This is a genomic window from Paenibacillus ottowii, from assembly GCF_050516475.1.
GTDB lineage: Bacteria > Bacillota > Bacilli > Paenibacillales > Paenibacillaceae > Paenibacillus > Paenibacillus ottowii.
This window is the reverse complement of the sequence record NZ_CP191577.1, coordinates 4,978,922-4,992,458: the sequence shown is the minus strand read 5'-3', so window position 1 is coordinate 4,992,458 and position 13,537 is coordinate 4,978,922. Positions and strand designations below refer to the sequence as shown.

Here is a 13,537-nt window from a genome sequence, read left to right as displayed (position 1 = left end):
TTACTTCGCCCCCTCAACAAGCGCGATGTACGACGCCGGTTGAAGACTGGCACCGCCCACGAGCGCGCCGTCGATATCGCTTTGACCCAGGTACTCAGTAACATTTTCAGGTTTTACACTGCCACCGTACTGAATACGTACAGCATTTGCTGTATTTTCATCGTACAGCTCTTTAATCAGACTACGGATGTAGGAAATCACTTCATTCGCATCCTGCGAAGTAGAGGATTTGCCTGTTCCGATAGCCCAGATTGGCTCATAAGCAACCACGACTTGTGCCGCTTGATCCTTAGCCAGACCAGCAAAAGCTGCTACAGTTTGTACTTTGACAACTTCTTTGGTTTGACCTGCTTCACGTTCTTCCAGCTTTTCGCCTACACATACGATTGGAGTCAGGCTGTGACGGAATGCTGCATGAATCTTTTTGTTCACTGTTTCGTCTGTTTCGTTGAAATACTCACGGCGCTCAGAGTGTCCGATTACAACGTAATCTACACCCAGGTCTTGCAACATTCTGCCGCTGATTTCACCTGTAAACGCACCATCTTCTGCAAAATGCAGATTTTGTGCGCCAATTTTAATAGATGTACCTTTTACTGCTTCAACCAGAGCAGGAAGATTTGTAAATGGAGCACAGATAACGCTCTCCACTCCTGCAACCTCTGCTTTACCTTTGATCTCTTCGATGAAGGTTTTAGCTTCTGGTACGGTTTTAAACATCTTCCAGTTACCCGCGATAATCGGTGTTCTCAATGGTTTCAACTCCTAACTATTAGGTGCCCTAAAGCCTTTATTACGCGCAATGCGTTTGATTATTTATCGTTAAGTGCAACAACACCTGGAAGTGCTTTGCCTTCCATGAATTCCAGGGATGCGCCGCCGCCAGTGGAAATATGATCCATTTTGTCAGCCAAGTGGAATTTTTCAGCTGCTGCCGCAGAGTCACCGCCACCAATGATGGTGTATGCATCTGTTGTTGCGCATGCTTCTGCTACTTCACGAGTACCGCCAGCGAAAGGCTCGATTTCAAATACACCCATTGGTCCATTCCAAACAACCAATTTGGAGTTTTTGATAACATCTGCATAGATTTTACGAGTTTTCGGTCCGATATCCACGCCTTCCCAATCTGCAGGAATGCCGTCGATATCCACGATGTTTGTGTTAGCTGTAGCACTGAAATCGTCAGAAATAACGATATCCACAGGAAGGTAGAAGTTTTTGCCGAGCTTCTTCGCTTTTTCAATAAATCCAAGAGCTACGTCCAGTTTGGATTCATCCAGCAAAGATTGACCTACTTCATAACCTTGAGCTTTGAAGAATGTATAAGTCAAACCGCCGCCAATAATTACGTTATCTGCAATGTTCAGCAGGTTGTCGATGACATCGATTTTGTCTTTTACTTTGGAACCACCAATAATGGCTGTAAAAGGACGATCTGGATTGGACAGAGCTTTACCAATGACAGACAACTCTTTTTCCATCAGCAAGCCGGAAACAGCCGGAAGGAAATGCGCGATACCTTCTGTTGAAGCATGAGCACGGTGTGCTGCACCAAATGCATCATTCACGAAAATGTCAGCCAGTTCAGCAAATTGCTTAGCCAGTTCAGGATCATTTTTCTCTTCTCCTGGGTAGAAGCGTACATTTTCAAGCAATAGCACATCACCGTTTTTCAGTTCAGCTACTTTCGCTTTAACAGCCTCACCAACTGCTTCATCCACCTTAACAACAGGCTTATTGAGCAGTTCTGACAAACGCACACCAGCAGCAGTCAGACGCATGGATTCAACCACTTGACCCTTTGGACGTCCAAAGTGACTTGCCAAAATAACTTTTGCACCTTTTTCAATCAGGTAGTTAATGGTTGGCAAGGTTTCGCGAATACGCTTGTCATCTGTAATTTTACCATCCTCAACCGGAACGTTAAAATCTACACGAACAAACACCCGTTTTCCATTCAGTTCTATATCACGTACGCTCTTTTTGTTCATCTCCATATTCCTCCGCACCCTTATAATTTTACGAAACAGGAATTTAAGGCACATTTTGATATATAAAGAGCGGAAACAATAACACCTGTTTCCGCTCTATGATGTTGCTGGATAAGAAAATTCTTATTTAGCCAATTTAGCGAAGTATTCCAACGTACGGATCAATTGTGCAGTGTAGGACATTTCATTGTCGTACCAAGCTACAGTTTTAACCAGTTGTTTGTCGCCAACAGTCAGAACTTTAGTTTGAGTTGCATCAAACAAGGAACCGAAAGTCAAACCTTTGATGTCAGAAGAAACGATTTGATCTTCAGTGTATCCGTAAGTTTCAGGATCGGAAGCTTCTTTCATCGCTGCGTTGATTTCTTCAGCAGTTACGTTTTTCTCCAAAACTGTTACCAGCTCAGTCAGGGAACCTGTTGGTACTGGAACGCGTTGAGCTGCACCGTCCAATTTACCTTTCAGCTCAGGGATAACCAGACCGATTGCTTTAGCAGCACCAGTAGTGTTAGGGATGATGTTTTCAGCTGCTGCGCGAGCACGACGGAAGTCACCTTTAGCATGTGGAGCATCCAAAGTGTTTTGGTCGCCAGTGTAAGCGTGAATGGTAGTCATCAAGCCTTCAACGATACCAAATTTGTCTTGCAGTGTTTTAGCCATAGGAGCCAAGCAGTTAGTTGTGCAAGAAGCACCGGAAATTACAGTTTCAGTTCCGTCCAGAATTTCATGGTTTACGTTGTAAACGACAGTTTTCATGTCGCCAGTAGCTGGAGCGGAGATAACAACTTTTTTAGCGCCGCCTTTCAAATGTTTCTCAGCAGCTTCTTTAGTTGTGAAGAAGCCTGTGCATTCCAGAACGATGTCTACACCCAGGTCTCCCCAAGGCAGTTCTTCAGGGTTGCGATTAGCCAAAACTTTAACTTCTTTACCGTTTACTTTGAAGAAACCGTCATGTACTTCTACTTCCCCTTGGAAAGTACCTTGTGTTGTATCATATTTCAACAGATGTGCCAGCATTTTGGAATCTGTCAAGTCGTTAATTGCTACTACTTCAATACCTTCCACGTCTTGAATACGGCGGAAAGCAAGGCGTCCAATACGTCCGAAACCGTTAATACCAACTTTAACTGTCATGAGTGAGTTCCTCCCAAAGTTCGTTTAGTTTAATTTTATATATTCAAGACAGACCCGAAAGCCCGTCAAGACAACACAATTAAAAAATCATATTAATTCCTTAAATAACGGCTTACAATCTCGGCAGCAGCGCCTTCGTCGGTGACAAGAATGTCTTCCTGCCCGAAACGGAGTACTGCATGAATAGCAGCCGCCTTGCTCTTGCCTCCAGCCACACCCAGCACCGTCTCCGTACGCCTGATGTCCTCCAATCGGAGTCCAAGCGTCAGCATTCTGTGAACAACGACGCCGTCTTCGTTAAAATAATAGCCAAACGATTCGGCAACCGCGCCCTCATTGCTGATCTGGGCAAAGGTTTCAGGGTCAAGCTTGCGTCTGTGGGCCATTGCTATGGCGTTGCCTATCCCGTGAATGATAATACGACTCTCTCGAATCAGGCTCAATATATCCTGAATATTCGTATCCTCAAGCAAGGAGTTGTAAGCATGATTGCTGAGCAAATCCGGTACATGGAGCAGACGGTATTGAGCGCCGACCTTGCGAGCCATCGTGGAAGCAATTGTATTTGCCTGCATTTCCATGCTCTCTCCCAAACCTCCGCGTGCCGGAACGAACCATCCACCCTTAAGCGGGCCGTTAGCAGGTAATGTCAGTTGTTCCGCTACATCTGCAATCGTCGTGCCACCTGTTACAGCGACCACGTCCTCGTCATCCATAACACTCAGCAGCGCCTTTGCGCCCGCACGGCCCAGTTCCTGCTTCGCTAACGGTGAAGCGTCCGAATCCCCTGGAACGACAACCACCTTCCTCAAGCCATAGGCTTGACGAATCTGATCCTCCAATTGGGACAGGCCGAACAAGTTGTTCGCTATCGGCTCCAGCTGTTCTAGCAGATCCAGTCCTGCTTTGCTCACCTTCATGCCTACACTCTCAATCTCAATTAACCCTTGCGCTTTAAGGAGATCGGTCTCAGCGCGCAGTACGCGCTCGGTCATGTCCAGTGAAGCTGCCAGTGTTCTGCGTCCAATCACTTCGGACAACATAATCTGATGCAGGATCGTGTACCTTTTTTTCAAAACATCCATGAGGTCGGGCAGAAGCTGCTTCTGTATTTCTAATATCTTTCGCATGCTTTCCACTCCCGCACACTTCTAAGTTCTATCTCTATGCTATATCTCTAACTGGTCTTAAAATGTCCCGGGATAACTTTTTAAGTCCCACGTCTATCTTAACCAATATTTGCTTCACATGCAAGTCTATCTGATCCTATATTTCTCAACTTTTTATGTGAATATGCGCACGTAATAAAAGCTTGCAATTCAATGCCGTATATCATATAATCATCTTTGTTTCCAATTAATTAGTTGGTTGCTTGTTGTGATTCATTTGTGCGCCCGTGGTCCAACGGATATGACGTAGGCCTCCGGAGCCTGAGATCGAGGTTCGATTCCTCGCGGGCGCGCCATTTTATACAATTGACTAATTGTTCCATATAATATTTTTAACCAACAAGAGCGCTAAGTGCTCTTTTTTTTAATCAATAGTTTGACTTTCTTTGACTTTTTGTTTGAAATTGTTTATCATGTGGTTAATACGGTAACAGTTTATAAAAGGGATATGTAATTTGGCATATCCACCAAATCCACTAATGATATTTAAGGGAGGTTTTTTGACGTGAGCTATGTTCCTATGGTAGTAGAGCAAAGTAACCGCGGCGAACGCGCCTATGACATTTATTCCAGATTGTTGAAGGATCGCATTATTTTGTTGGGCTCGGACGTCAATGACGTTGTAGCCAACTCAATTATTGCACAAATGCTGTTTTTGGCTGCTGAAGATCCTGAAAAAGACATTCACTTGTATATTAACAGTCCTGGCGGTTCCATCACAGCTGGTATGGCCATTTTCGATACGATGCAATACATTAAACCTGATGTATCTACAATTTGTGTAGGTATGGCTGCTTCCATGGGTGCTTTCTTGCTGAATGCAGGTGCCAAGGGCAAACGTTTTGCCTTGCCAAACAGTGAAATTATGATTCACCAACCACTGGGTGGGGCACAAGGACAGGCAACGGATATCGAAATTCGCGCCCGTCGCATTTTGAAAATGCGTGACAAATTGAATCGCATTCTCGCAGATCGCACAGGTCAACCACTGGAACGCATCGAAAAAGACACAGACCGTGACTATTTCATGTCCGCTGATGATGCCAAAGAATACGGTATTATTGATAAAGTGTTAACTAGCTCCTCTCCAGAAGGTGTATAAGAAAAGTAATTTACCTCTGAATAGCTGGTAATTAAGAAGGCTGCCTCAGGATTTTTATATCCAGTAGGCAGCCTTTTTATTTACTATTAATTTTTAATATAGATAATTCATTTATTGAGTCTGTCCCGCAAAGGGCTTTCCGCCCTGAGGCAGCAGTTGAGCAAACGAGTAGGTAAACTCCGGAATTCCATACGCGTATGGTGCATATTCGTACAAATCAAACACGATGGTTACGCCACTGTTGGTCACATAAAAATTCTGATCTGCTGCCAACTCTTTAAATTTGTCAAAACCCTCTCCACCCTGGAGCCCATCAACCTTTTTCTTCAAATCAACATTAAGGAACTTTTTGTAGTTCGGATTTGCCTTTAATACGTCAGATAATTGCAGCAGCTTACCATCAGCAAGCGAGAATGTGTATCCTTTACGTGCTGTCATGCCATGTGCGCCGCCTGTATACGAGTAGTCCTGCATAATCACACTCAGAATACCCTCTTTGTTATAGGCAATCGCAAAATCATTCCCAAACTCATACGGTCTGTCTGTTGTAGCCCCTCCCTCTGCCATCATCTTTTTGCCTGCTGCCAATACTCCCTCTGCATGCTTTTTAAGCACATTATTAATGGCCTGTTGAGCCTCAGGATTCAGTTGACTCCCGCTGATTTGCGGGTACTTAATCTTATAAGACACCTTTGCATTACTCGAAGCTGGAAGCGTTTGAGATGCTATTGTGATTGGATTTTGCTGACTTTTATTTAATGTTACTGTTTTCTGAGCTGCATTCCACTGCGCATCGATACCTAGATAGTCTTTCAGCAGACTCATAGGAATGTACAGCTTCCCGGCGATCATTTTGGCGTCCATACTACGCGTGATGATTCCGTTCACATTGCCATAGGCATCTGAGGAGGAGACCACGATATAGAGTTTGTTGTACCCACTACCCACGGTATATGCCGCTTCTTTGGTGTCATAGCTTACCGGAATTCCCAAGCTGTCGCGCAGGGCTGCCACAGGAAGGAGCGTGTTCCCGTTGAACTGGATTCCTTTGGTGGCTAATGTTTTGCCATTCCATTGAATAGAGATTGCCGGTTGTTGTGAAGTTGTTAACTGCTTGGTCGATGCTGCCTCAATATAGGAAACGGGAACAACCGTCACCCCTGCTAAAATTCCCGCTGCTAGCAGAGCTGAGCCCCATTTTTTCGTATGCTTGTTCATCGTAAGTATTCCTCCCATTGTAAATCTGTATCATCTATGTGCTTCGATCACTTTTCTTATTATATCTATACCCTGTTGTATGTAGTTTACAATCTGTACACTCACTGATTTCAATCTGTACACCTAACAGCCATTAGCTATGACAGACTCATTACAAAATGGTTTCAATAGACAAAAGAAGCCAACAAGTCATCCTGCAATGTTGCAGGTGCTTGCGGCTCCGTTTAATGTTCTATACTAGTTCATCTCATACTGGGCTGATACTTGGACTTTCACCGTCACTTGACCGGACTGAATCTGTGTTCCACCACTCATATCCATAAGCGATTTGGACATGGCATTCTCACGTTGTGTATAAACCTGAGCTTCCCCGCCGTCCACTGTCACATTCACCAGAGCTCCTAACCCGCGTTTAGCTGATTTTGCTACAGCACTGGCTTTGGATTGAGCGTTATCCAACGCTTTTGCAATAGCCGCTTCCTCATAGGTGGAAGGATCCTCAACGGAAAACTGTACATTATCTACGTTGTTTGCTCCTGAGTTTGTAGCCTCATCCAGCAGCTGCCCGATTTTATCCAAATTGCGGTATTTCACTGAAAGTGTATGGTTGGCCATGTAGCCTTTGAGCTTCTGTCCTTCTTTTTCGTTATAGGTATAGTTAGGTTGTACAGAGAACTGACTTGTCTGAATATCGTCTGCACTAATGTTCCATTTTTCTTTCAACAGCTGTGTGATCTTGTTTATTTTTGCAGCATTGGCTTTTTGAGCAGCAGCAGCAGTATTTCCTTCCGATTGCACACCGATAGAGAGATAAGCGATATCTGGCTTGGCCATTATTTCACCACTTCCACTCACGTTGATTACACCATTCGCCGTCGCAGCCGTTGCAGCATAAGCGCGATCAGCTCCCGTCCATAGCCCTCCTGCTATTCCTCCGACCAATAATGCTCCCGCAAGAATTGCTGTGCTCACTGTTTTTGTCCAAACTTTCATTATATTCAACCTCTTTCTTTGAAAATGTATGTACCTTCCAGACGGAAAAGACGGGAAAAGGTTGCAATCGAGCAGTTAAATTTCCGAGACAGAGCATTACCACAGAGGAATCAATTAAATGTAGCTTGGACTGAACGCAGTCGCTATATGCAAAAAAATATACATAAATAGCTTATATGATTAGGCTTGCTGAGCTTATTTTCTAGATACAAAAAAAGCCCCAAAGGGGGCTTCTCGCTAAGAGCATACATCATATTATCACAAAGCAAATGTTCGATTATTGATTTTCCAGCTCTACCTTACTAACCAGACTTACTAAAGCGTTTACAGCCTGTTCGGCGTCCGCACCTTCGGCACTAATGTTGATTTCAGTACCTGTACTGATGGCGAGGCTCATAATACCCATGATACTCTTGGCATTAACCTTTTTGTCTTCTTTTTCCACAAAAATCTCAGATGAATATTTATTCGCTTCCTGTACGAACAACGCAGCAGGTCTGGCGTGCAGTCCTGTTTTCAAGCGTACGACTACCGGATGTTTTGACATGTTAGCTTACCCCCTCATCAAATAAATCTGGACGCTATTTACTCCATTTTATTTATCACATTATAACATTAACCCGGGACAGACACTAGAAAAAAAACTAAAAAAACCGGGGCTAAGAGCCCCACAACCCCTCTTTTTACGGAATTAGGCCGTTTTCCCCTCTGATTTTGTCAGCCATCTCGTCAATTTTGCGAAGTCGATGATTTACGCCTGATTTACTCACGACTCCTTTGAGCATTTCTCCGACTTCTTTCAAATTCAAATCAGGATGAGCGAGCCGAATTTCTGCCACTTCACGCAGTTTATCCGGCAAGGTTTCCAACCCCACTTCCCTCTCCAGCAGCTTGATATTTTCAATTTGCCGGACAGCAGCTCCGATCGTCTTGTTCAAATTAGCTGTTTCGCAATTAACAATCCGATTTACGGAATTGCGCATATCGCGCATAATGCGTACATCTTCAAATTTGAACAAGGCTTGATGGGCCCCAATGATACTGAGCAGCTCAATGATCTTCTCGCCTTCCTTGATGTAGAGAATAAAGCCCTTTTTACGCTCAATACAGCGGGCATTGAGATGAAATTCATTAGCAAGATCCACTAGCGCCTGACAATGCTCCTCATACATCGAGGAAATTTCAAGGTGGTAAGACGACCCCTCTGGATTATTCACAGAGCCACCTGCCATAAAGGCCCCCCGCAGATAAGCCCGCTTACAACAGTTTTTCCGAATGATATCACGATTAATCCCGTCAGTGAACAAGAAACCTTCTGAGACAATATAAAGCTCCTTTAGCAGCTCTTGTACACCATTGGGAATACGGACAATGTACACATTATTTTTTTTCAAGCGCATTTTTTTCCGTACAAGCAGTTCGATGTGAAGTTGAAAATGCTTTTTGATCAAGGAGTAAATCCGCCTTGCAATCGCGGCATTTTCTGTGGACACGTCCAATATCACCCTTTTATTCGACAGTTGTACGGATCCGAGCATACGTATGAGCGCAGACAGCTCCGCTTTTTCACAGCAGGGCTGGCTTTCAATCATTGTAAGCTCTTTTTTCGTTTGTGCCGCAAAGGACAAGGGACTCACCTCCTTCTTAACATCCAGTTTTGTACCAATTGGTAAATATGCTGGCTTAATTTGTCGGCATCATGCCGTAAATACGTACGGAACAGTACTAATGTATCTGCCACTACTTTATAACCTCGATCAGCCAGCTCGCCCATGTCTACTTGAACGGGCTTAGCTCCCTGCTCGGCATACATCTCCTGTACTTGAGGTGGAATTTCCCCGTTATTTACTATGACATAGTCGAAGAGATGATGTCCTACATGTTCATAGATCGCTTGCAGGTGATCCCCCACCGTATAGCCATCAGTTTCCCCTGGCTGTGTCATCACGTTGCAGACAAATATTTTAATAGCATCTGATTTCACCACAGCCTCAGCAAGCTTCGGTACAAGCAAATTTGGCAAAATGCTAGTATATAGACTGCCGGGACCAATCAAAATCGCATCGGCTTCATTAATAGCCTCTACGGCCTCAGGCAACGGCTCCACGTGAGTCGGTTCAAGAAATACACGTTTGATTCGTCCGCCCGCTTCCGGGATTTTGGACTCCCCAGTGACTACCGTGCCATCCTCCATCTCGGCGTTCAGCACAACGCCTTCCTCAGCCGCCGGAAGCACACGCCCCCGCACAGCAAATACACGGCTAAGCTCACGCACCGCCGTTACAAAATCCCCTGATATATCAGTCATCGCTGCTAGGATCAGATTTCCCAGACTATGGCCTGACAATCCTGATCCGGCACCGAAACGGTATTTTAGCATATCTGACATGACTGGTTCCACGTCAGCCAAGGCAGTCAGCACATTGCGGATATCCCCCGGAGGGGGCATCTGCAGCTCACTGCGCAATATCCCGGAGCTTCCGCCATCGTCAGCGACTGTAACAATTGCCGTAATATCCAGCGGCTTTTGCTTCAAGCCCCGCAGCATGACGGACAAGCCGGTTCCGCCGCCCATAACAACAATACGCGGGCGCTCCCGTTGTGATCCGGTCTCTTTCATGATTTCACCTCATTAATGCCGGTCCCGATCAGCATCCCGATGCGAAACAGAAACGGATTCTGTCTCGCTGGCACCTAGCATTTTTCCTAAATACTCCGATATTGCAATAGAACGATGCTTACCGCCAGTACAGCCAATACCGATAATGACCTGGCTTTTACCTTCTTTGCGATACTGCGGAATCAAAAAGTGCAACATATCCAGCAACTTGGTCAGGAACGCCTGAGTCTCAGGCCATTTCATGACATAATCATATACATCGCTATCCTGTCCCGTGTGTGGACGTAGTTGGTCCACATAGTGGGGATTCGGCAGGAAGCGCACATCGAATACAAGATCGGCATCAATGGGAATACCATACTTGAAGCCAAAAGATGTAATGTTCACAGACAGCATGCTGCTCTCCAGATGGGAAAATCGTGAAATAATTCTCGCCTTTAAGGTTGCAGGCTTCATCACACTGGTATCGATAACCTGTGTAGCGGAGTTTTTGAGTTCTTCCAACATCTTACGCTCCAACCGAATCCCATCCAAAGGCATACCATCTGGAGCAAGCGGATGCCGACGACGGCTTTCTTTGTAACGCTGTACAAGAACACCGTCATTTGCATTTAAAAATAAAATTTCACAATGAATTGTAAAATGTTCTTTAATATAATTTAGCGATTCCGACAAGGCGGTAAAGAATTCCCGTCCGCGTAAATCAATGACAAGAGCCACCTTGCCTATTTTACCGTTAGACTGCTCAATCAACTCGGCAAATTTGGGAATCAGCACAGGGGGCAAATTATCAACGCAGAAGAAGCCCAAATCCTCAAGGCTCTGCACCGCAATGGTCTTCCCTGCGCCTGACATCCCTGTAATAATAATGAGCGTTGCCCACGGCGCAGCATTTTTTACATTGTCTGTCATATGGACTTCCCTCTCCTTTTGCTTCTTCGCTCTATGCCAGTATTCGAACTATCAACTGTGGATTAGGAGCGTAGCAGCAACCCTGCAGCCCCTACGATACCCGCGTCATTGCCTAGTACCGCTGGTACGATATATACCCCTTGTTGAAGCGGTTCAGGTGCCAGCTTGGCGTATACGCGACGCATCTCTTCAAACAAAAAGTCGCCTGCTTTAGACACACCGCCGCCTATAATAAACAACTCCGGATTAAGCACAGCGGCAACCGCTGCCATGGATTTCCCCAAATAAAAGGCAGCCCGGTTCACAATACGCAGCGCCACTTCATCCCCGGCTTTAGCAGCATCAAATACTTCCTTAGCAGCAATGTGTTCTTCCAGCGCCAGAGAGGTGCGGTCGCCACGTTCCACAGCATCCTTGGCCATACGAATAATGCCTGTTGCGGAAGATACCGTTTCCAAGCAACCCATTTTGCCGCATCCACACTGAATAGCCTCCAGATCAGGTACGACACTGATATGACCAATTTCCCCAGCCATGCCTGAGAAACCTTGATATATTCTACCGTTTATAATGATACCGCCACCTACTCCTGTTCCCAGGGTATAGCATACGCAGTTTTCTATGCCTTTGCCTGCACCAGCCCAAGCCTCACCTAGCGCAGCAACATTCGCATCATTGTCTATTTTCACAGGCTTGCCAATCCGGTTCTCTAGGAGCGCACGGATCGGTACGTCACGAAAGCCAATATTAGGAGCGAGGACAATAATACCATCACGAACATTCGTAAAACCTGCAACACCTGCACCGACACCCTTTAGTTGATCCCACTCATAAGGAGATTCCTCAACAATGTGCCGCACATATTTTTCGATATTACCAATGACAACGTCTACACCTTTATCGGTTTCAGTTGGTCCCTCATATGTGTGCAAAAGCTGTCCGTTTTCATTACAAATGCCGACTTTAATCGCGGTACCGCCCAAATCGACACCTACATAGATACTTTCAGACATGTTCCAAGCCACCTTTTATGTTTACTTAAAAATCTGGTATGAAATATAGCTTAAAATTCCTGCCTCATAATAGTATTCCTACGTTCCAACTATAATTGAAGCCCCCGTTACGGTCAAGGACACTTGCCTGTTGAAAAATGTACGATTAGCTGAACTTTTAACCTCATGCCCCCATAAGAAAAACGTCTATTGACGTACATTCAAGGAAGCCAGCCACGCTTAACGGAAATTTTTCTTGCGATTATAGAATTGTTCAGCTCCGCTGAAAATTAAAAATTCTATAATCATAAAAAGGAGAAAGCCTGTGCAAATGCACCAGGCTTTCTCTTACTGTACCAAAAGATCCGGCTTGGACGAGGTTTCTTTAGCCCTCATATTAGCCACTTTGTGTATTATGGACACTCTTTATTGATCCAGTGATTCGCTCCAGTCGTGGACAGCGCTGCCTTCAAGATACTTTTCGCAATCCATAGCCGCCATACAGCCCGTTCCCGCAGCCGTAATGGCTTGGCGATAACGATTATCCTGCACGTCCCCACAGGCAAAAACGCCCGGGATGTTCGTTTCCGTCGTACCCGGCTTCACTTCAATGTAGCCGTGTTCATCGGTATGAATTTGTCCGTTCAGGAAGCCTGTGTTTGGTGTATGGCCAATCGCCACAAACACGCCATCTGCCTCGATCAGTTCATCCTGGTTGGTCTCATTATTGTGTACTTTCAAGCCCTTTAAGCCAGTTTCTCCAGTCACAACTTCCAGAGGAGTCCGGTTTAATGCCCAATGTACTTTTTCATTCTCACGTGCCCGGTCCTGCATAATTTTAGATGCCCGCAACTCGTCGCGACGATGGACCAAGGTTACGCTGGAAGCAAAACGGGTCAAAAAGCTCGCTTCCTCCATGGCCGAATCGCCACCGCCGACTACGATAATCTTTTTCCCGCGGAAAAAGAAGCCGTCGCAAGTTGCACATGTACTAACTCCACGACCTACATTGTCCTGCTCACCTGGAATGCCAAGATATTTGGCGGACGCACCTGTAGCAATAATAACCGACTCCGCTTCAATGATGCCTTTACCCTCTACCTTCACTTTAAAAGGGCGCTTGCTAAAATCGACTTCCTCTACCCAGCCGGAAGTAAACTCAGCACCAAAACGTTCGGCCTGCTTGCGCATGTTATCCATCAGTTCAGGTCCAAGGATACCCTGCTCAAAACCCGGGAAATTTTCAATTTCAGTCGTTGTGGTAAGCTGCCCACCGGGCTGCATTCCTTCGATGATCAGCGGATTCATGTTGGCGCGTGCCAAATAAATAGCGGCTGTGTAACCTGCAGGACCTGTACCAATAATTATGGATTTATACATACGTTTGTTGCCTCCTTTAAGTG

Annotated in this window: 13 protein-coding genes and 1 tRNA gene; 2 read left to right on the top strand and 12 right to left on the bottom strand. The window is 45.4% G+C overall.

Translation table 11 applies throughout. The features are described 5' to 3' along the window. The 4 genes from tpiA to ACQQ6X_RS23255 form a co-directional block, all read right to left on the bottom strand. Positions 1-753, bottom strand: a complete 753-nt coding sequence (gene tpiA, locus ACQQ6X_RS23270; protein WP_063212522.1) for a triose-phosphate isomerase — start codon at positions 751-753, stop codon at positions 1-3. A gap of 59 nt (positions 754-812) precedes the next feature. Next, positions 813-1,994 carry a phosphoglycerate kinase gene (locus ACQQ6X_RS23265; protein ID WP_064797356.1) on the bottom strand — a complete coding sequence of 394 codons (1,182 nt, stop codon included), beginning with the start codon at positions 1,992-1,994 and terminating at the stop codon, positions 813-815. A gap of 123 nt (positions 1,995-2,117) precedes the next feature. Continuing rightward, complete coding sequence (gene gap, locus ACQQ6X_RS23260; protein ID WP_149035007.1) at positions 2,118-3,128, bottom strand: type I glyceraldehyde-3-phosphate dehydrogenase; 1,011 nt, start codon at positions 3,126-3,128, stop codon at positions 2,118-2,120. A gap of 92 nt (positions 3,129-3,220) precedes the next feature. Then, positions 3,221-4,258 (bottom strand): sugar-binding transcriptional regulator, encoded by a 1,038-nt coding sequence (locus ACQQ6X_RS23255; RefSeq protein ID WP_063212519.1) that lies wholly within the window; start codon positions 4,256-4,258, stop codon positions 3,221-3,223. Positions 4,259-4,518: 260 nt separating this feature from the next. Between ACQQ6X_RS23255 and ACQQ6X_RS23250 the strand changes: the two genes are divergently transcribed. Together ACQQ6X_RS23250 and clpP are read left to right on the top strand one after the other, a co-directional pair. Then, positions 4,519-4,593: transfer RNA gene (locus ACQQ6X_RS23250), tRNA-Arg, on the top strand. A 209-nt stretch (positions 4,594-4,802) separates the two neighbouring features. Further along, the gene (gene clpP, locus ACQQ6X_RS23245) at positions 4,803-5,399 is read left to right on the top strand and encodes an ATP-dependent Clp endopeptidase proteolytic subunit ClpP (protein WP_013368815.1); all 597 of its coding nucleotides are present in this window, start codon (positions 4,803-4,805) and stop codon (positions 5,397-5,399) included. A 111-nt stretch (positions 5,400-5,510) separates the two neighbouring features. On the opposite strand, the gene ACQQ6X_RS23240 is transcribed toward clpP, so the two are convergent. The 8 genes from ACQQ6X_RS23240 to trxB all read right to left on the bottom strand — a co-directional run bounded on the left by ACQQ6X_RS23240 (position 5,511) and on the right by trxB (position 13,514). Beyond that, a complete protein-coding gene (locus ACQQ6X_RS23240; protein WP_305167233.1) occupies positions 5,511-6,617 on the bottom strand; it encodes a PdaC/SigV domain-containing protein in 1,107 nt (368 codons plus the stop codon). 237 nt (positions 6,618-6,854) lie between these two features. Then, positions 6,855-7,610: an SIMPL domain-containing protein gene (locus ACQQ6X_RS23235; protein ID WP_305167232.1), complete on the bottom strand. Its 756-nt coding sequence runs from the start codon at positions 7,608-7,610 to the stop codon at positions 6,855-6,857. 277 nt (positions 7,611-7,887) lie between these two features. Beyond that, positions 7,888-8,157, bottom strand: coding sequence for an HPr family phosphocarrier protein (locus tag ACQQ6X_RS23230; protein ID WP_013368811.1), 270 nt, complete (start codon positions 8,155-8,157; stop codon positions 7,888-7,890). A gap of 136 nt (positions 8,158-8,293) precedes the next feature. Continuing rightward, a complete protein-coding gene (gene whiA / locus ACQQ6X_RS23225; protein ID WP_013368810.1) occupies positions 8,294-9,238 on the bottom strand; it encodes a DNA-binding protein WhiA in 945 nt (314 codons plus the stop codon). A 5-nt stretch (positions 9,239-9,243) separates the two neighbouring features. Next, complete coding sequence (locus tag ACQQ6X_RS23220; RefSeq protein WP_149035003.1) at positions 9,244-10,230, bottom strand: gluconeogenesis factor YvcK family protein; 987 nt, start codon at positions 10,228-10,230, stop codon at positions 9,244-9,246. Between the two features lie 12 nt (positions 10,231-10,242). Then, the gene (rapZ, locus tag ACQQ6X_RS23215) at positions 10,243-11,142 is read right to left on the bottom strand and encodes an RNase adapter RapZ (RefSeq protein WP_305167231.1); all 900 of its coding nucleotides are present in this window, start codon (positions 11,140-11,142) and stop codon (positions 10,243-10,245) included. A 62-nt stretch (positions 11,143-11,204) separates the two neighbouring features. After that, positions 11,205-12,155: an ROK family glucokinase gene (locus tag ACQQ6X_RS23210; RefSeq protein ID WP_063212512.1), complete on the bottom strand. Its 951-nt coding sequence runs from the start codon at positions 12,153-12,155 to the stop codon at positions 11,205-11,207. A 405-nt stretch (positions 12,156-12,560) separates the two neighbouring features. Continuing rightward, positions 12,561-13,514 carry a thioredoxin-disulfide reductase gene (trxB, locus tag ACQQ6X_RS23205; protein WP_063212511.1) on the bottom strand — a complete coding sequence of 318 codons (954 nt, stop codon included), beginning with the start codon at positions 13,512-13,514 and terminating at the stop codon, positions 12,561-12,563. Between the last annotated feature and the right edge of the window lie 23 nt (positions 13,515-13,537).

Coding starts and splice junctions, on each gene's coding strand:
- ACQQ6X_RS23265 (WP_064797356.1), bottom strand. CDS start 1,994: ATGAACAAAAAGAGCGTACGTGATATAGAACTGAATGGAAAACGGGTG.
- gap (WP_149035007.1), bottom strand. CDS start 3,128: ATGACAGTTAAAGTTGGTATTAACGGTTTCGGACGTATTGGACGCCTT.
- ACQQ6X_RS23255 (WP_063212519.1), bottom strand. CDS start 4,258: ATGCGAAAGATATTAGAAATACAGAAGCAGCTTCTGCCCGACCTCATG.
- ACQQ6X_RS23240 (WP_305167233.1), bottom strand. CDS start 6,617: ATGAACAAGCATACGAAAAAATGGGGCTCAGCTCTGCTAGCAGCGGGA.
- ACQQ6X_RS23235 (WP_305167232.1), bottom strand. CDS start 7,610: ATGAAAGTTTGGACAAAAACAGTGAGCACAGCAATTCTTGCGGGAGCA.
- ACQQ6X_RS23230 (WP_013368811.1), bottom strand. CDS start 8,157: ATGTCAAAACATCCGGTAGTCGTACGCTTGAAAACAGGACTGCACGCC.
- ACQQ6X_RS23220 (WP_149035003.1), bottom strand. CDS start 10,230: ATGAAAGAGACCGGATCACAACGGGAGCGCCCGCGTATTGTTGTTATG.
- rapZ (WP_305167231.1), bottom strand. CDS start 11,142: ATGACAGACAATGTAAAAAATGCTGCGCCGTGGGCAACGCTCATTATT.
- ACQQ6X_RS23210 (WP_063212512.1), bottom strand. CDS start 12,155: ATGTCTGAAAGTATCTATGTAGGTGTCGATTTGGGCGGTACCGCGATT.
- trxB (WP_063212511.1), bottom strand. CDS start 13,514: ATGTATAAATCCATAATTATTGGTACAGGTCCTGCAGGTTACACAGCC.